Source organism: Mycobacterium sp. C31M, from assembly GCF_053345865.1.
Window position 1 is genome coordinate 1 of the sequence record NZ_JBKFAX010000012.1, and the last position, 16213, is coordinate 16213.

Below are 16213 nucleotides of genomic sequence, written 5' to 3' on the forward strand. Positions count from 1 at the left end.
CACCAAGGCTCAACGGCTGCTGCTCTACAACCGTGACCGCGGCTGTACCCGGCCGGGCTGCACCCGCTGTGCCAACCTCACCCAGGCTCATCACGCCGACCCCAGCTGGGCCCACGGCGGCTACACCGATGCCCCGACCCTGGCCCTGGGTTGCGGACCGGACAACCTGCTGGCCGAACTGGGCTGGACCACCAAGATCGACCCCACCACCGGCCGCACCCACTGGTACCCACCACCGCTCATGGACACCGGACAAGACACCATCAACCACCACTTCCACCCCGAAGAACTCCTCGGGAAATTCGCTGACGGACAAGAAGAACCACCCGAGCCGGACGACCACTCGAATCACCCACCGAACGAGTAGGTGACCGCAGATCAGAGCGGCAACAGGTCCGGCTCGACCGGTAGCAGCGTCCGGTTGCCGGTGCGGAATGTCTCGACCGGAGCGACCGCGCGATCCAGACCCGCCGCCGCCAATGCCTGAGCCTTGAAAACCCGTGCCGCATCGCTGAGTACATGCTGCACCGGCATGATCACGCGAGCGCCGCTGCCGAATCCCGGAGTGGGGCCATCACCCCACAGGGTCACCTCGGCCTGGCCGCGGCGGAGTGCGGCGGCGAGGTCGGCACGCCCGGTGGCGTCATCGGCCAGCGCCGCCACCGAGGCAGCCATCGCGATCGGCATGCCGTCACCGTCGTCGCTGCGATCGCGCGCCGCGATACCGAGAACGCGCAGTGGCCGCAAATCACCCGGCCGGCGCACCGTCACCCGGACGTCCCAGCCGATCGCCACCCGGTCGTACAACCAGCCGCCGGCCGATCGCACGATATCGGCGACATCCACCCCGAGGACATCGAGCCGATAGGAGATGGCCTCGGTGGAGACTGTCCGCATCGTGACACTGCCGGTCATCGCACACCCATCCCGCCAGTATGCCATCCCGTAAGCTTTACGGTATCGTTCCCCCAACCTCTTCGAAATGCCTGCGGATCCCGGCCAGGAGCTCGGTGTGCGCGGCGACCGCCTGGCGCACGGTGACACCCAGCAGCGGTGCCGGTGCGCTGATGCTCACCTCCTCGGTGAGCCGGGTGCCGTCTGCGACGGCGTCGAAGGACACCGTGGCGCGTAGCAGCACACGCGGGAACTGGCGGGCCTCGGTCCGGACGTCACCGTCGACCGAAACCCGCAGCGTGGCAACATAGCTGATCGGTAATACCAAGGGGCCCATCGGTATCCGATCGCGGACGCGGTAGCGGGCCAGGTAGCCGTCACCGTCGACGGTGCGGGCGATGCGCTCGACGGCTACCACCAGCGGGTGCAACGTCGCGATGTTGTCGAGGTCGACGTAGAAGGCCCGCACCGCGGCGGGTGCGGCCGGGATCTGCGCACTGACGCTGCGGTCGATGCTCACCCGAGGGTGGCCGACAGGTAGGTGATATCGCCGAGCGAGGACAGCACCTCGGTCGACGGCGGCAAACCGTAGTCGCCGAACAGTTCCGAGCTGGTGCGCAGCGCGGTGGTCCAACCACGACCGGCGAGGAAGGTCGCCGCTTCGGTGCGTTCGCCGGCGTAGAACAACTCGGCGACGTCGACATCGTCGCCGAGGTCGATCCCCTTGTCCTGCCACTGGGTGCGCATGGTCCGCATCCGTTCACTGATCTTCTGGAGATCCTCGTCGCTCACCGTGGCGGTGTTCTCGGTAGCGATCCGGCTGCCCGGCGCACTGAGTTCGGTGATGTTGTCCAGCAACCGATCCTGCGCCTGCGGCGGCAGGTAGATCAGCAGTCCCTCGGCCAGCCATACGGTGGGCTGCGCGGGATCGAAACCGCCGGCACGCAATGCGGCGGGCCAGTCGTCGCGCAGGTCGACACCGATCGGGCGGTGGGTGGTGCCGGGTGTCGCACCGAGATCGGCGAGGGTGCGGGTCTTGAATTCGACGACCTGCGACTGATCCAGCTCGTACACGACGGCATCCGCGGGCCAGCGCAGCCGGTAGGCGCGGGCATCCAGTCCAGAGGCCAGGATGACGACCTGACGGATACCGGCGTCGAGCGCTGCACGTACGAACTCGTCGAAGAACCGGGTCCGCGCCGCGATCCCGTCGGCCATCCGGAGCGACTCGACCGGGACCTGATCGCCGAATCCACCTCGGGCACAGCGGGTATAGACATCCACCCCGACCGCGGAGACCAGCGGCTCGGCATACGGGTCGCTGACCCCGGCGGTATTGGCTCTGGTCGCGATCGCTCGCTGCATGGCCACCACCGTTGCCGTCACGCCCACACTCGTTGCCAGATCCCAGGTGTCATTGTCCACACGTCCCATAGTTAGACAGACTACGCTTCTGTCCGGATGCGCGCCGTCAGGCCTCGGGCGGTCCGACGCTCGACATCACCAATCGCAGGAACGTGCCGTAGAGATCCTCGCCGTCCAGATGACTCGCCAAGGTGATCCCGTCGTTGGTCGCCAGGATCACCCGGGCCAGCGACTCGGCCGGCACCACCAGTGAGCCACCCAGTCGCGCAACACCTTTGGTGATGTAGTCGGACAACGACCGGATGGTCTCCAGCCGTTGTGCGGCCACCCGGTCGCGCGCCTCGGGATTGCGGATCAGAAACAGGGTGAATTCGTAATTCAGGGCGGCGGCCCGCTGCGCATCCGCGCCGGACAGCACCCGCCAGCGGTCCGCGAAGCCGGCGACATCGATATCGGAGAATGTGTCGAACGACTCCATGACATCAGCGAAGCCGTCCAGGAAGCGCTGACGGTGCCGTTCGATGACCGCGAGGAAGAGTTCGTCCTTGCCGCCGAACTGCGCGTAGATCGCGCCGCGGGTGTAGCCGGCCGCGTCGGCGATCTCCTCCAACGACCCGGCATACCCGCGGCTCGCGAAGATCGTCTCGGCGGCATCGAGCAGCACGGTACGGGTCTGCTCCATCCGCCGTGCCCTGGTCCATCGCTCTGCCACCAGGCCATTCTTGCAAACAATCTACTCAGATACGATCTTGTATCTGAAAAACATCTCTGTATCATCGTGACTGCCGTCACAGCCCTGACGGTCACCTTTTGATGAAGGGCAGCAGATGTCTGTCGATTCCGCACAATCCGCGCGACCCGGCGACTGGGTCGACACCGAGGGCTTGAGCCCCGACGATGCGAGCGCACTGTTCCGCATGCAGATCCCCACCGACCGCTACGTCTCCCCTGATTTCGTGGCCCGCGAACGCAGGAGTATCTGGATGAAGGTCTGGCAGATCGTCGGACGCGAGGACGACCTGACCAAAGCCGGCGCCTTCACCGAGTACCGCATCTTCGACCAGTCCTATGTGGTCATACGGGGCAACGACGGCCGGCTACGCGGATTCGTCAATGCCTGTCGGCACCGCGGCAACCCACTGTTCAGCGGACAGGGCCAGGCCAAACCACGCATCGTCTGCCAGTACCACCTGTGGTCCTACGACCAGCAGGGCGCGTTGCGCGGCTGCACCAAACCCGAGATCGAGAAGGACGACTACGGCCTACACGAGGTACCGGTGGACACCTTCGCCGGCTTCGTCTTCCTCAACCCCGACCCGGACGCGGCCCCGCTGCGGGAGTTCCTCGGTGAGGAGGTCGTCCGCATCCTGGAGCCGTACCACCTCGACCAGATGACGACCGTGCTCGACGTCCGGGAAGCGTTGGACTGCAACTGGAAAGTGGTCATGGACGCCTTCGAGGAGGGCTATCACGTCTCCGGCATCCACCCGCAACTGCTGCGGGTGCTGGTGATCGACCCGACCAAGACCAAGTACCGGTTCCTCGACAGACACAGCGTCGCCGTCGCGCCGTTCGAGATCGCACACGTCGACGGAATGGGCCCGGACAAGCAGGTCGAGGGCATCATGGAACTGCCCGAGACCTTCCCCGGTGTGGTGCGCGTCTTGCCCCGGTTCACCGAACTGGTCGACGAACACCGCGGCGCGGACGGCGCCCTGTCCTTTCCTGACGGTGTCACCGGGCGCACCCTGCTGCAGCAGGCCACCCGCGACACGTTGTCCCGCGACGGTCTGGACGTCGAAGGACTGACCGACGCGCAGATGAGTGACAACCACGGCTGGGTGCTGTTCCCCAACTTCTTCATGACCATCCGGGCCGGCGAGGCGACCGTCATCATGGCCACCCCGCACCCTGACGGCGACCCCAACCGCTGCATCTGGCACATCACCAGCTTCATGTGGCTACCCGAGGAACACCGCACCGCCTTCACCGCCGAACCCGTCGATGTCACCGAACCCGGCAGCTTCAAGTATTTCGAAGCCCTGCAACAGGATTACGAACAGATGCCGCGTCAGCAACGTGGCCTGCGCAACGCCGCGCTCGAGCATATGGCCTTGGTCAACGAAGAGGTGGTCATCGCGCACTATCACTCCGTGATCGACCGTTACCTGGCGGCCGTCTGATGACCGGGCTCACCGAGGTCGTCGGGGCGCACACCGGCCGGCGCCGCACAGTACTGGAGTACGCCGAGACCACCGGGCGACTCGTGACGGCGGCCAAGCTGCCCGGCTTCACCGCCGAAAGCTGGTCACCGCTGGCCGAATTGGTCGACACCGCCGAGTTCACCCGCGTCGGCGCGTTCAAGGAGCAGATGGACTGGGACGGTTACGTCACTTTTCTCACCGGGTGGGCGACCACCTCGGAGTGGGAGTGCACCTTCAAACGCATCACCGAGGTCGACGGCGTGGTCTTTCTCGAGCTCGAAGAGCGCAGCACGGTGGGCGATTTCCGTAGCGTGGTCAACTCGCTGTCGGTGTACGAGTTCAGCGACGACGGGCGCATCCGACACCTGGATCTGTACCTGCAGATGGAACTGCCCGGGTGAACCACGGCGACCGGATGCTGCCACTGCCGGCCGACCGGTGGGGTGACCCCGAATACGCAGCGTTCGGGGCACTGCTGGGTATGCCTACGGACAAGGTTCCCCGTGCGGGATCCGGGGATGCCTACGATCCGCTGAACTTTGACGTCGTCGGTCTGCTGGCGCATCACCCCGGGATGGCTCGGGTCTTCCTGCGGTTCAACGGGTTCCTGCTACAAAACGGCGAGCTGCCCGCACGACTGCGCGAGCTGGCCATTCTGCGGGTGGCGCACCGGCACCGTTCGGCCTTCGAATGGGGCCAGCACGTGCGCATGGGTGCTGCGGCCGGCATCAACGCGGCCGATATCGCCGCACTGGCCGTCGGCAACAACGGCTTCGACGGACTCGACCGGGCGGTGTTGGCCGCCACCGATGAACTGATCGAGCACGGGCGGGCACGCTGGTCGACCTGGCAGGCGTTGGTCGACGGTCTCGGCGAGCACGCCGCCATGGAACTCATCTTCGTCGTCGGCACCTACACGATGACAGCAATGGCCTTTGGCACCTGGGGATTACAACCACAGCCCGGCAGTGCCGCACTACCAGAGGAGGAAACGCAGTGAAACTCGAAGACCGCATCGCCAAACACCGCCGGATGGCCGAGAGCTACCGCGACAAGTACGTCCTGCAGAAGGTCGCCGAGGGCGAATCCTATGACGAATGGGAATTCACCGAGGACGCCGTGTACACCTCACCGTATTTTGTGGCAGAGCAGGAACTGGTGCTCAAGGACGTCGCCACACACTGGGATACCGCGGCGACGGTCGAGGCCAAGGCGTACGGCATCACGTTCCCGGACTGGAAGCCGGTGGACTACAAGGTGTGGCCGGCCGAGAACGGATTCGTGATGCGCTACCGCTGGCAGGGCACCAATGTGCACACCGGCGAGGTGATGGGGTTCTACTCGATCAGCTTCGTCGACACCAACGAGGAGGGGCAGATCATCCACTGGTCGACCTACGTCAACGACGAGGAATATGGCCCGTTCCTCGAAGCCGCCATCGGGGCGCGCGGACCGTTCCGCGGCGATGACTACATGCAGGCGTTGGCCAAGCATTTTGCGAAGCACGGTCTGAGCTTCTGACTTCTGTCCACCGGTCGGCGGACAGTCGTTTCATGGCCTGTGCCGATCGCCGGGTGGCTTGCATCCCGAGGTGCTAGGTTCGCCCCGTCACCATCGGATCGGGGGTCCCACCATGGCATCTCAAGAACACGACTGGTCCAAGCCGGCGGCACTGGCCATCCCGCCGGACGGCTACTTCGTCGAGGAGCGTGGCCGCTACGGCCCGGTCTTCCCGCGGACACCGGCCTGCCACGGCTTCTCGATCATCGCGAAGGTGAAAGAGGGTCGCGAGGAGGCGGTGCGGGCGTACGGGAAGACCATCGAGGAGACCATCAAGATCAGCCCTGATGCGCTGGCGCCGCTGCGGCTGCATTACCTGCGGTGGAATTTGTTCGACGTCGGTTCCGGCCTGCATTTCCAGTACATGGGAATTTTCGACACCGATTTCGACAAGTACACCGAGGATGCCGTCCAGCTTTTCAGCGCCACCGGGATCACGACGGTGTTCACCAATCTGGAAGGTTTCCCCGAGGACTGGCGGGAGAACCCGGACGCCTTCATCAAGTTCGTCCGCGACCATCAGGTGCCGAGCTTCCTGGAGTACGGCGAGTACCCGTACGTCACCGCCGACGAGATCAAGAAGGCGCTGCGCCTGAAGGCGGCGTTCTCGGACATGCTCGACCAGATGCAATGACCGAGACCTCGCTGGCCGCACTGCACACCTACCTCGACGCCTTCAATGCCGGAGATGTTCAGGCCATGTCAGCCGCATTCGTCTCCGATGGGTCGATTCTCGACGGAATGGCACCCCATCTGTGGACCGGACCGGATGCGGTCACCGACCGGTACCGCGACGTGATGGCGGAAAGCGCCCACCTGGGCACTTCGGGGTATCACGTGGCGCTCGGCGAGCCACTGCACAACGACACCAAGGTGACAGTGCCTACATCGTCGTACCGGCCACCATGTCCTTTGATCTGAACGGCACCGCAATGACTCAGACCGATGCGGTGTTCACCGTCGCACTGCGCCGACTCACCGGCAGCTGGCGGGTGGCGGCATGGGCGTGGGCCAAGGGCGCCCCCCGCGAGTGAGGGAGCAAACCATGCTCGAGTTGGACGATATCCAACACATCCTGCTGACCCGCACACCTGCCATCACGGGCCGCTACGAGTTCCTGACCTTCGACACTGCCGCCGGTGGCCGGGCCTGGCTGGCCGAACTGCTCGACAAGACCCAGTCCGCGACACAGGCCGTCGCCACCATGGACGAGTCCGACCGGTGGGTGACGCTCGCCTTCACCTGGACAGGGTTGCGGGCCCTCGGGGTACCCGAGGATGCCCTGGCCACCTTCCCCGGCGAGTTCCGCGAGGGCATGGCCGCACGGGCGAGCATTCTCGGTGACACCGGTGGCAACGCCCCCGAGTACTGGGTGGGCGGCCTGGCCGGTGCCGACCTGCACGCCATCGCAATCCTGTTCTCCCGTACCGATGAGCAGTGCGCCAAATCGGTTGCGGCACACGACGATCTGCTCGCCCGCACCGACGGTGTGCACAGCCTGTCGCATCTCGACTTGAATGCCAGCCCGCCGTTCAACTACGCCCACGACCACTTCGGGTTCCGCGACCGGCTGTCCCAGCCGGTGATGAAGGGCTCGGGTGAACAACCGACGCCGGGTTCCGGTGATCCGTTGGAACCGGGCGAGTTCATCCTGGGTTATCCCGACGAGAACGGCCCGGTGACCGATCTGCCACAGCCGCAGGTGCTGTCACGCAACGGCAGCTACCTGGCGTATCGGCGGCTCTACGAGGATGTGGCGCTGTTCCGAAACTATCTGCGGGAGCACGCCGACGACGCCGACGGCGAGGAACTGCTGGCGGCCAAGTTCATGGGACGGTGGCGCAGCGGCGCTCCCCTGGTCCTCGCACCGGACAGGGATGACCCGGAACTGGGCGCAGACCCGATGCGCAACAACGATTTCAACTACAAGGACGACGATCCGTTCGGCTACGCCTGCCCGCTGGGCTCGCACGCGCGCAGGCTGAACCCCCGCGATACCGCGCATTACATGAACCGGCGGCGGATGATCCGGCGCGGCGCCACCTACGGCGAGGCACTGCCGGATGGCGCTCCCGATGACGGCGTCGACCGCGGTATCGCCGCGTTCATCATCTGCGCAGATCTGGTCCGTCAGTTCGAGTTCGCCCAGAACGTGTGGATCAACGACAAGACCTTCCACGAACTGGGCAACGAACACGACCCGATCTGCGGCACCCAGGACGGCACCATGGACTTCACCGTCCCCAAGCGGCCGATCCGCAAGGTGCACAAGGGCATTCCGGCGTTCACCGCACTCAAGGGCGGGGCGTATTTCTTCCTTCCGGGTATCTCAGCCCTGCGGTACCTGACCGAGTTGCCAGACGAGGATCAGCCATGACCGGTGCACGCACCTACAACCAGACCCACATCGCCCGCCCGCACAACGGGCAGCGGCGGATCAGCATCTACTGGTCGTGGAGTTATCCCTGGGAGGCGCAACGCGATCCGGGCGCGATGGAGAATCGCTTCTCGACCATCACCGAGGTGCGCAACGCGCTCTGGCCGGCCTATGAGACACCCGAGTACGACGCCGCCCACTTCCTACAGGGCATCGCCGGCACCCTGGAACTCTTCCACCGTTCGACACTGGCGTTCCAGGATGTCGCGGAGGCCGCCACCGGACATCCGGTCGCAGTGTTCCAGCGCATCGACCAGGCCGGCTACAAGCTGCCCATCGACGAACGCATCCTCGACGACTGCGACACCCTGATGGTCTTCGGACTCGACCACCTGTTGGCGCAGGAGGAGGCGTCGGCGGAGGAGGTCGAGGCGTTGCGACGCTGGTTGACCCGCGAGGGCACCTGCCTGCTGATCGCGCCACACCACGACGTGGGCGATAACGATGACTACGCCCTGAGGCAGGTCGAGTATCTGCACCACGGCGATCCCTTGGTCCCGCGCCAGCAACGCTTCAGCCAGTACACCCGTTCTTTGATCAAGGCGTTGGACGTACCCGTCCACAACAAATGGGGATTGCGACCCGCCGTCGTGCCCGGCACGAAGGACATCGCCGCGTTGAACGCCCGGCCCGACCTCGACGATCTGGGCCTTCTCAGCGGGGTCAGCACGTTCAACTTCCACCCGCACCTGCCGCACTACGCCCTGACCGCGCCCGAGAGCGATGGACTACGTCTACTGGCCCGCCAACCTGTCGATGTGCATCGTCCGCATCCGTTCGTCGACGCGGGTGAGACCGAGTTCAACTGTTTGATCTGGCTGCCACCGGCGCAGCAGCGGGCCGGCGACGTCGTGCTGGTGGACTCCACACATTTCACCACCCTGTTCGGCGGAACCGACAGCCTCAGGATGTTCTGGCACAACCTCGCGACGATGCGTTAAGGAGCCGGGACGGGCGCAGGCACCGGAGCCGGCGGCGGGAACAGTGACGCAATCGCGGCCTGAATCGGGTCGACCGGTGGTGGCGGCGGCAGCTGCGCCGGGGCAGGGCCGGGTGCGGGGCCCACCGCAGTCCCCGCCATCGGGTCGGTCGGCAGGACGACCGGAGCCGCGTGGTCCACCGCGGGAGGCGGCGGCACCTGCTCGGGAACCGCGAGCGGCGGTGCCGGCTCGACAGGGACTGCCGCCGCGACGGGGGCCTCCGGCGTCGCCAGCGGCACAGCTGGATCGGGAATGTGCGGTACGGCCTCCGGGGCCGGCGGCACCTCCTGCGCAACGACCGGTTGCGCCGGTGGCACCCACTCGGCCGTCGGCGCGGGCTGGGTGGCAGTCATCGACGGCGGCGCGGCGGCGGGCTCGGGGGCGGGCGCGGCAGGTACCTCGGGCGCTGCGGCCAGCGGTGCGGCAGCGGCGGGCGCCGGCGCTTCGGCGGGGGCCTCCTGCGGCGTGGACACCGTGGCCCGGTTCGCCAGAGTCGCCGACTCGGGCATTTCGGCACCGCCGAACTGGGAGCCGACCGCGAACAGGGCGATGACCGCCGTGACCGCGGCGGCCCCGGACAGCGTCAGCACCCGCGCACCGACCGGCGGCAGCGACCAGTCCCGGCGTACCCGCGGTTCGCGGACCCGCTCGGCGGGCACCACGTTGGTCAGCACGGCGTGCGCGGCCTCGTACGCCGAGGTCTGTTCGGCATCGGGCCCGCAGTTCGGTGTCCGTTCGTCGGTGTCGTCGGCCTCGCCGGTATCGAAGTCAGTGGACGTGTCGAACAGATCGGCGAGCAGGACACCCGGGTCGACGGCGCAGGCCCCGCCATCGGCGGCGTCGGCCGCCGCGACCGGCCTGACCTGGCGCACCGGCCGCACATCGGCACAGCCGACACCGCGCAACGCGGTCAGCAGTTCAGCGGATCGGTCGTCGAGATCAGTGCTCCAGCACACCCCGATCGTCGCGATGCGGTGGCCACTGGCACCGGCGATGGCGGCTGCGCCGCGCACCGCGGCCAGGCAGCGGGGCACCAGGGATTCGGGGTCACCGATCGCGAATTGGTCATCGTCGATGGGATGTCCGTCGGGCGCGGTGGCGTCGACCAGAACCCAGCCGACACCGGTCGTGGTCACCGACAATCCGAGTACCGTCTTCACCCCTGGACCCAACTCCCGTCTCAACTTCTGCCGCACCGCGTGCGAGTGGCGACGAGCCTAGTTTGCTCGTTCCGACTCGGCATCTCGGCGAAAACGCTGTTTCCGGTTTCCGTGATCGATATCGGTGCTGTCCCCGACAGTGTTACCAGCCACAACGGCTTTGATGTACTGCTACAAAATTCACCGAGAGTTCATGATCACCGGCGCGTCGAAGTCGTAGGGCTCACACCTGGGCGGCGTGATCGACGGCGACGGCAGTAAACCGCGCCCGCAAACCGTCGATGAACGAGGTCAGAGCCAGTTCGAAGCTTGCCGAGTCGATCTCGTCGGCCTTCGCGGGTAACCGGTGCGCCTGCTTCATGTGCGGGTATCGGTCCCGGTAGACCTGGACATCGTCGACGAATCCGCGGGAGAACGACCCGATCGTGGAGCCGAGGACCAGTGAGCGGGTCGCGGCGCCGATCAGCGTCGCATCGCGGGGCCCCCAACCGGCCCGCACCAGCCCGCCGTGCACGGCGTTGGCGATGCGCAGGCTCTCATCCCGGTGGCCCGGCCCCTCGGCCAGGAAAGGCACCAGGTTGGGGTGCGCGGCCAGCGCGGCGCGATAGGACCTCGCCCAGTCGGCGAGCGCCAGGCTCCAGTCCTCGTCGGCGTCGAACGCCGAGGTGTTGACGACGCTGACGACCAGGCTGGCGATCTCGTCGAGGACCTCGGTCTTGGTCGGGTAGTGCTTGTACAGTGACGCCGCCTTGACCCCCAGGTCGGCCGCGAGGTTGCGCATCGACAGCGACTCCAGCCCGCCGCGGTCGATGATGTCCAGCGCGGTGTCACGGATGCGTTCGCGACTCAGAATGCGTGGCCTGCCCACTGTCACACCCCTGTCTTTGCCTTGGTGAACGATGTTAGCTTATAGTGGCGCTCGGAGCTAACACCGTTCACCGAGAAGGAGAGGCCCGCCGATGCGCCGCGATGTCTACACCGAGGAACACGAAGATTTCCGCGCCATGATCCGTGCGTTCATCGAGTCCGAGGTGGTCCCGGTCTACGACAAGTGGTTCGAGGACGGCATCGCACCCCGCGACTTCTATTACAAGCTCGGCGAACTCGGCCTCTTCGGCATCGAGATCCCCACCGAGTACGGCGGATCCGGCCTGGACTCGTACAAATTCCAGGCCGTCATCACCGAGGAATGCTCGCGGGCCGCCGTGTCATTCGGTGGATCCAGCGTGCACATCGGGTTGTGCCTGCCCTACCTCAGGGCACTGGCCACCGAGGAGCAGAAGCAGCGCTGGTTCCCCGGCATGATGTCCGGCGAGACGATGTTCGCGATCGCCATGACCGAACCCGGCACCGGATCGGATCTGGCCGGGATGCGCACCACCGCAAAGCCTTCCGGTGACGGGACGCACTACGTGCTGAACGGCTCCAAGACCTTCATCACCGGTGGTGTGCACGCCGACCGGGTGATCGTCTGCGCCCGCACCGCCGCCCCGCGCGAGGATGACCGCCGCTTCGGCATCTCGCTGCTGGTCGTGGACACCAAGTCGGCCGGCTACACGGTCGGCCGCAAGCTCGACAAGCTCGGGCTGCGCACCTCCGACACCGCCGAACTCAACTTCACCGATGTCGTCGTGCCCGCCGAGGATGTGCTCGGCGAGGTCAACATGGGCTTCTCCTACCTGGGCCAGAACCTGCCGCGCGAGCGACTGGCCATCGCGGTCGGCTCCTACGCGCAGGCCTCCGCGGCCGTCCGGTTCGCCGCGCAGTACACCAAGGACCGCACCGTGTTCGGCAAGCCCGTCGCGGCGTTCCAGAACACCAAGTTCGAACTCGCCTCCTGTAAGGCCGACGTCGACGCGATGGAAGCCGTCGTCGATCGCGCCATGAACGCCCATGACCGCGACGAGTTGACCCCGGCCGATGCCGCCGCCGCCAAACTGTTCTGCACCGACCTGGCCTCCAAGGTCATCGACCGCTGCCTGCAGCTGCACGGAGGATACGGCTATATCAACGAGTACCCGATCGCCCGGCTGTACGCGGACAACCGGGTCAGCCGCATCTACGGCGGCACCAGCGAGGTGATGAAGATGATCATCGCCAAGGACATGGGCCTCTAATTCGGCACGCTCAGGTGCCTGGTCCGACCAGGTCCAGTGCTGCCCGCACGATGCCGTCCGCATCGATCCCGTGATGCCGGTACACGTCCTGTAGCGCACCCACCTGGCCAAATCTGGTGACGCCCAGGGCCGTACCCGGCACACCGTTGATCCCGGCCAGAAACGCCAGCGTGTGCGGATGCCCGTCCAGGACGCTGACCATCGGCACCGCCCGCGCATCCGGGAAGAGCTGATCCAGAATCCAGCTCGGGCTCTGCGACAGACCGCGCCGGGCCTGGACGGCCTCGAACAGCAACCCGGGGCTGGTGACGCAGATGACGTCGGCATGCATACCCTGGGCAGCCAGCCGGTCCGCGGCGGCCAACGTCTCGGTCATCATGGCGCCCATGCCCACCAGCGTCACGGTCGGACTATCGGTGCGCTGCAACACATAACCGCCGGCGATCACCTGACGGCGGCGCCGCTCCCGGGCCGCCGGATCCGACGGGACATCGGCCAGCGCCTGTTCCACCGGTCGCGTCGACAGCCGGAAATACGCCGAGGTGCCGTCGGGGCGGCCCAACCGTCCGATCGCCGCCAACAGGGTCCACTCGACATCGATGGCGAAGGCCGGTTCGTAGGCGACGCAGCCCGGCTGCTCCAGCCCGATCGACGGGGTCTTGATCGACTGGTGCGCACCGCCCTCGGTCGCCAGCGTGACGCCCGACGGTGTGCCGACGAGGATCGACTGCCCGCCCGCGTAGATGCCGTAGGACCACGGTTCCAGCGCTCGCTCGACGAACGGGTCGTACATCACCCCGATCGGGAAAAGCGGTTGGCCCCAACGACTCCAGGTTGCCCCCAGCTCCCCCATCAGGCCGACGAGATTGGTCTCGGCGATGCCGAGTTCCATGTGTTGGCCGCTGGGCTTCTCGCGCCAGTGCATGATCGTCTCGGGGTCGTCGTCGAACCAGTTCTGCCGTTCGTTCGGCGACCACACCCCCACCTTGTTCAGCCAACCGGCCAGGTTCGTCGTCGAGCTGACGTCGGGGCTCACCGTCACCACGCGCTTGGCGGCCTCGGGCGCCTCGCGGCTGAGGTCGAGCAGCACCCGCCCCAGGGCGGCCTGGGTGGTGGCGGTGCCCGCCGGTGTGCGGCCCATATCGCCGGGGACGGCCGGTGGCACGGTGAGCTGCACCGGCTCGCGGGTCAACCGTCGGGCCGTCGCCGCGAGAAACTGATCGGGCGCACTGCCTGCAGCGAACGTGGCCCACGGATCGGCGACATCCATTCCCAGTTCGGCGGCCAACTGCTCGTATTGCTCGGCGGTGAGCAGCGACGAGTGGTTCTGCGGGTGCCCCTGGGTGGGCAGCCCGCGCCCCTTGATCGTGTAGGCGATGATGACGGTCGGTCGGGTGTCGTCGATCTGCGCATAGGCCGCCCGCAATGCGGCCTGGTCGTGGCCGCCCAGGTTTCTGATGGCGCGCAGCAGCACGGTGTCGTCGAGCTCGGCGATCAGTGCGGCGATGCCATCGGCGTCCGATCCCTGGCCGGGTAGGCGTTCTCGCAGTTCGGTTGCGCCACAGCGCAACAGCCGCTGATACTCCGGATTCGGCATCGCCAGGATGCGGGTCCGCAGCGCCTCGCCGCCGGGGCGGGCGAACAGCGATTCCAGCAGGGTGCCGAACTTGACGGTCAGCACCTGCCAACCTGCGGCGGCGAACATCGTCTCGAGCCGACCGGCCGCGATATTGGGCACCACCCGGTCCAGCGATTGTCGGTTGAGGTCGACGATCCAGACTATCTCGCCGAGTTCGGCCACCGACGGATCGAGAATCGCTTCCCACACCGCGCCCTCGTCGAGTTCGGCGTCACCGACCAGCGAGTACTGCCGGCCCTTTCCGGCGGGGCCGATCTGAGTGTCGACGTAACGTCGGGCCATCGCGCCCCAGATCGGCGCGGTGGCCCCGATGCCGACCGATCCGGTCGAATAGTCCACCGGGTCGGGATCTTTGGCGCGGCTCGGATAGGACTGCAGACCACCGAATTCACGCAGGCGCGGCAGGTAGTCCCGGGTGAGCTCGCCCAACAGGTAATTGATCGCATGCAGCACCGGCGACGCATGCGGTTTCACCGAAACCCGGTCGCCGGGCTGTAGTTGCTCGAACCACAGGGTGGTCATGATGGACACCATCGAGGCGCAGGACGCCTGATGTCCGCCGACCTTCAATCCGCTGGTGTTGGGACGAATCCGGTTGGCGTGGTGGATGATCGCCGTGGAAAACCACAGGATCCGCTGCTCGATCTCGGGCAGCACCTCGACGGTATCGGCCATGGTTCAGCTGACCATCCATTCGACGTATTGCGCAAGCATGCTCATTCGCTTTGAGCATTCTGCGCATCGCGGCGTCGGTACCGGCCACCGGGAGTGGGCAGATTGCTCAGAAGACCCCGCTGTAGGCATTGAGCGCAGGCTGCCCGCCGAGGTGCGCGTAGAGCACCTTCGACGTCGGCTCGATCTGCCCGCCGCGCACCAGGTCGATCAGGCCCGCCATCGATTTGCCCTCGTACACCGGGTCGAGGATCACGCCCTCCAGGCGGCCGGTCAGCGTGATGGCATCGATGGTCGACTGCACCGGGATGCCATAGAGGTCGCCGGCCCAGCCCGCCAAGACCGTGATCTCGTCATCGGCCAGATCCCGGCCCAGGCCGATCAGTTCGGCCGTATTGCGGGCGATGCGTTCAACCTGGCTGCGCGTCTTGTCCAGGGTCGCCGAGGCGTCGATCCCGATCACCCGGCGCGGGCGGTCCTGGCCGGCGAAGCCGGCGATCATCCCGGCATGCGTCGAGCCGGTGACCGTGCACACGACGATGGTGTCGAAGAAGATGCCCAGGTCTTGTTCCTGCTGTTGCACCTCGTAGGCCCAGTTGGCGAATCCCAGCCCGCCGAGTCGGTGATCGGATGCACCGGCCGGAATCGCATAGGGCGTACCGCCGGCCCGTCGGACGTCCTCGATGGCGTTCTGCCAGCTGTCCTTGAACTCGATCCCAAAGCCCGACGGGTCCAGACGCACATCTGCACCCATGATGCGCGACAGCAGGATGTTGCCGACCTTGTCGTTGACCGAGTCCGGCCAGTCCACCCACTTCTCCTGCACCAGAACGGCTTTGAGACCCAGCGTGGCCGCCACCGCGGCGACCTGGCGGGTGTGGTTGGACTGGACCCCGCCGATCGAGACCAGCGTGTCCGCGCCCTGGGCCAGCGCCTCCGGGATGAGGTATTCCAGCTTGCGGGTCTTGTTTCCGCCGTATGCCAGCCCGGAGTTCACATCCTCGCGCTTGGCCCAGATCTCCGCGCCGCCGAGGTGCGCGCTCAGTCGGCGCAACGGGTGGACCGGACTCGGCCCGAACGTCAGCGGGTGGCGCGGGAAGTCTTCGATGGCCATGTTCACTCCTGTTGTCGTGCCGACCGGCCGCAGCCAGAATCCAAAATGCAATATATCGCAATTGGTCGAAG

At 66.4% G+C, this 16213-nt stretch carries 17 protein-coding genes and 1 pseudogene; 10 read left to right on the forward strand and 8 right to left on the reverse strand.

The genetic code is table 11. The features are described 5' to 3' along the window. Window positions 1-367, forward strand: a pseudogene (locus ACLBYA_RS18540) (HNH endonuclease signature motif containing protein); the annotation flags it as partial. Window positions 368-378: 11 nt separating this feature from the next. Here the strand turns inward: ACLBYA_RS18540 and ACLBYA_RS18545 are convergent. The 4 genes from ACLBYA_RS18545 to ACLBYA_RS18560 are packed head-to-tail and all read right to left on the reverse strand — an operon-like array spanning window position 379 to window position 2971. Then, a complete protein-coding gene (locus tag ACLBYA_RS18545; protein ID WP_447710901.1) occupies window positions 379-915 on the reverse strand; it encodes a hypothetical protein in 537 nt (178 codons plus the stop codon). 37 nt (window positions 916-952) lie between these two features. Further along, window positions 953-1414 carry an SRPBCC family protein gene (locus ACLBYA_RS18550; protein WP_447710902.1) on the reverse strand — a complete coding sequence of 154 codons (462 nt, stop codon included), beginning with the start codon at window positions 1412-1414 and terminating at the stop codon, window positions 953-955. Beyond that, window positions 1411-2328 (reverse strand): SAM-dependent methyltransferase, encoded by a 918-nt coding sequence (locus ACLBYA_RS18555; protein ID WP_447710903.1) that lies wholly within the window; start codon window positions 2326-2328, stop codon window positions 1411-1413. Before ACLBYA_RS18555 ends, ACLBYA_RS18550 begins: the two co-directional genes overlap by 4 nt. A gap of 37 nt (window positions 2329-2365) precedes the next feature. Then, window positions 2366-2971, reverse strand: coding sequence for a TetR/AcrR family transcriptional regulator (locus ACLBYA_RS18560; RefSeq protein ID WP_447710904.1), 606 nt, complete (start codon window positions 2969-2971; stop codon window positions 2366-2368). Between the two features lie 115 nt (window positions 2972-3086). Between ACLBYA_RS18560 and ACLBYA_RS18565 the strand changes: the two genes are divergently transcribed. The 8 genes from ACLBYA_RS18565 (at window position 3087) to ACLBYA_RS18600 (ending at window position 9401) form a co-directional block, all read left to right on the forward strand. Then, on the forward strand, window positions 3087-4442 hold the full coding sequence (locus ACLBYA_RS18565; RefSeq protein ID WP_447710905.1) for an aromatic ring-hydroxylating oxygenase subunit alpha: 1356 nt from the start codon (window positions 3087-3089) through the stop codon (window positions 4440-4442). Next, window positions 4442-4864, forward strand: a complete 423-nt coding sequence (locus ACLBYA_RS18570; protein ID WP_447710906.1) for a hypothetical protein — start codon at window positions 4442-4444, stop codon at window positions 4862-4864. Before ACLBYA_RS18565 ends, ACLBYA_RS18570 begins: the two co-directional genes overlap by 1 nt. A gap of 14 nt (window positions 4865-4878) precedes the next feature. Beyond that, window positions 4879-5463 (forward strand): carboxymuconolactone decarboxylase family protein, encoded by a 585-nt coding sequence (locus ACLBYA_RS18575; protein WP_447711110.1) that lies wholly within the window; start codon window positions 4879-4881, stop codon window positions 5461-5463. Continuing rightward, window positions 5460-5984, forward strand: a complete 525-nt coding sequence (locus ACLBYA_RS18580; protein WP_447710907.1) for a hypothetical protein — start codon at window positions 5460-5462, stop codon at window positions 5982-5984. Before ACLBYA_RS18575 ends, ACLBYA_RS18580 begins: the two co-directional genes overlap by 4 nt. Before the next feature lie 112 nt (window positions 5985-6096). Next, window positions 6097-6657: a hypothetical protein gene (locus ACLBYA_RS18585; RefSeq protein WP_447710908.1), complete on the forward strand. Its 561-nt coding sequence runs from the start codon at window positions 6097-6099 to the stop codon at window positions 6655-6657. Continuing rightward, window positions 6654-6944 carry a nuclear transport factor 2 family protein gene (locus tag ACLBYA_RS18590; RefSeq protein ID WP_447710909.1) on the forward strand — a complete coding sequence of 97 codons (291 nt, stop codon included), beginning with the start codon at window positions 6654-6656 and terminating at the stop codon, window positions 6942-6944. The genes ACLBYA_RS18585 and ACLBYA_RS18590 overlap by 4 nt, the downstream gene beginning before the upstream one ends. Window positions 6945-7068: 124 nt before the next feature. Next, on the forward strand, window positions 7069-8400 hold the full coding sequence (locus ACLBYA_RS18595; RefSeq protein WP_447710910.1) for a Dyp-type peroxidase: 1332 nt from the start codon (window positions 7069-7071) through the stop codon (window positions 8398-8400). Next, entirely contained in the window at window positions 8397-9401 is a 1005-nt protein-coding gene (locus tag ACLBYA_RS18600) for a hypothetical protein (RefSeq protein WP_447710911.1), read from the forward strand. Before ACLBYA_RS18595 ends, ACLBYA_RS18600 begins: the two co-directional genes overlap by 4 nt. Here the strand turns inward: ACLBYA_RS18600 and ACLBYA_RS18605 are convergent. Both ACLBYA_RS18605 and ACLBYA_RS18610 read right to left on the reverse strand, forming a co-directional pair. Next, on the reverse strand, window positions 9398-10600 hold the full coding sequence (locus tag ACLBYA_RS18605) for a hypothetical protein (protein ID WP_447710912.1): 1203 nt from the start codon (window positions 10598-10600) through the stop codon (window positions 9398-9400). The genes ACLBYA_RS18600 and ACLBYA_RS18605 overlap by 4 nt on opposite strands. A gap of 223 nt (window positions 10601-10823) precedes the next feature. Next, a complete protein-coding gene (locus ACLBYA_RS18610) occupies window positions 10824-11468 on the reverse strand; it encodes a TetR/AcrR family transcriptional regulator (RefSeq protein WP_447710913.1) in 645 nt (214 codons plus the stop codon). A gap of 91 nt (window positions 11469-11559) precedes the next feature. On the opposite strand from ACLBYA_RS18610, the gene ACLBYA_RS18615 reads away from it, so the two are divergent. Beyond that, complete coding sequence (locus tag ACLBYA_RS18615; RefSeq protein ID WP_447710914.1) at window positions 11560-12717, forward strand: acyl-CoA dehydrogenase family protein; 1158 nt, start codon at window positions 11560-11562, stop codon at window positions 12715-12717. 10 nt (window positions 12718-12727) lie between these two features. Here the strand turns inward: ACLBYA_RS18615 and ACLBYA_RS18620 are convergent, their stop codons facing one another. Further along, on the reverse strand, window positions 12728-15031 hold the full coding sequence (locus ACLBYA_RS18620) for a transketolase-like TK C-terminal-containing protein (protein WP_447710915.1): 2304 nt from the start codon (window positions 15029-15031) through the stop codon (window positions 12728-12730). Between the two features lie 106 nt (window positions 15032-15137). After that, window positions 15138-16142 carry a 1-aminocyclopropane-1-carboxylate deaminase gene (locus ACLBYA_RS18625; protein ID WP_447710916.1) on the reverse strand — a complete coding sequence of 335 codons (1005 nt, stop codon included), beginning with the start codon at window positions 16140-16142 and terminating at the stop codon, window positions 15138-15140. Between the last annotated feature and the right edge of the window lie 71 nt (window positions 16143-16213).

Coding starts and splice junctions, on each gene's coding strand:
- ACLBYA_RS18545 (WP_447710901.1), bottom strand. CDS start 915: ATGACCGGCAGTGTCACGATGCGGACAGTCTCCACCGAGGCCATCTCC.
- ACLBYA_RS18565 (WP_447710905.1), top strand. CDS start 3,087: ATGTCTGTCGATTCCGCACAATCCGCGCGACCCGGCGACTGGGTCGAC.
- ACLBYA_RS18620 (WP_447710915.1), bottom strand. CDS start 15,031: ATGGCCGATACCGTCGAGGTGCTGCCCGAGATCGAGCAGCGGATCCTG.
- ACLBYA_RS18615 (WP_447710914.1), top strand. CDS start 11,560: ATGCGCCGCGATGTCTACACCGAGGAACACGAAGATTTCCGCGCCATG.
- ACLBYA_RS18600 (WP_447710911.1), top strand. CDS start 8,397: ATGACCGGTGCACGCACCTACAACCAGACCCACATCGCCCGCCCGCAC.
- ACLBYA_RS18625 (WP_447710916.1), bottom strand. CDS start 16,142: ATGGCCATCGAAGACTTCCCGCGCCACCCGCTGACGTTCGGGCCGAGT.
- ACLBYA_RS18590 (WP_447710909.1), top strand. CDS start 6,654: ATGACCGAGACCTCGCTGGCCGCACTGCACACCTACCTCGACGCCTTC.
- ACLBYA_RS18570 (WP_447710906.1), top strand. CDS start 4,442: ATGACCGGGCTCACCGAGGTCGTCGGGGCGCACACCGGCCGGCGCCGC.
- ACLBYA_RS18595 (WP_447710910.1), top strand. CDS start 7,069: ATGCTCGAGTTGGACGATATCCAACACATCCTGCTGACCCGCACACCT.
- ACLBYA_RS18575 (WP_447711110.1), top strand. CDS start 4,879: ATGCTGCCACTGCCGGCCGACCGGTGGGGTGACCCCGAATACGCAGCG.
- ACLBYA_RS18555 (WP_447710903.1), bottom strand. CDS start 2,328: ATGGGACGTGTGGACAATGACACCTGGGATCTGGCAACGAGTGTGGGC.
- ACLBYA_RS18585 (WP_447710908.1), top strand. CDS start 6,097: ATGGCATCTCAAGAACACGACTGGTCCAAGCCGGCGGCACTGGCCATC.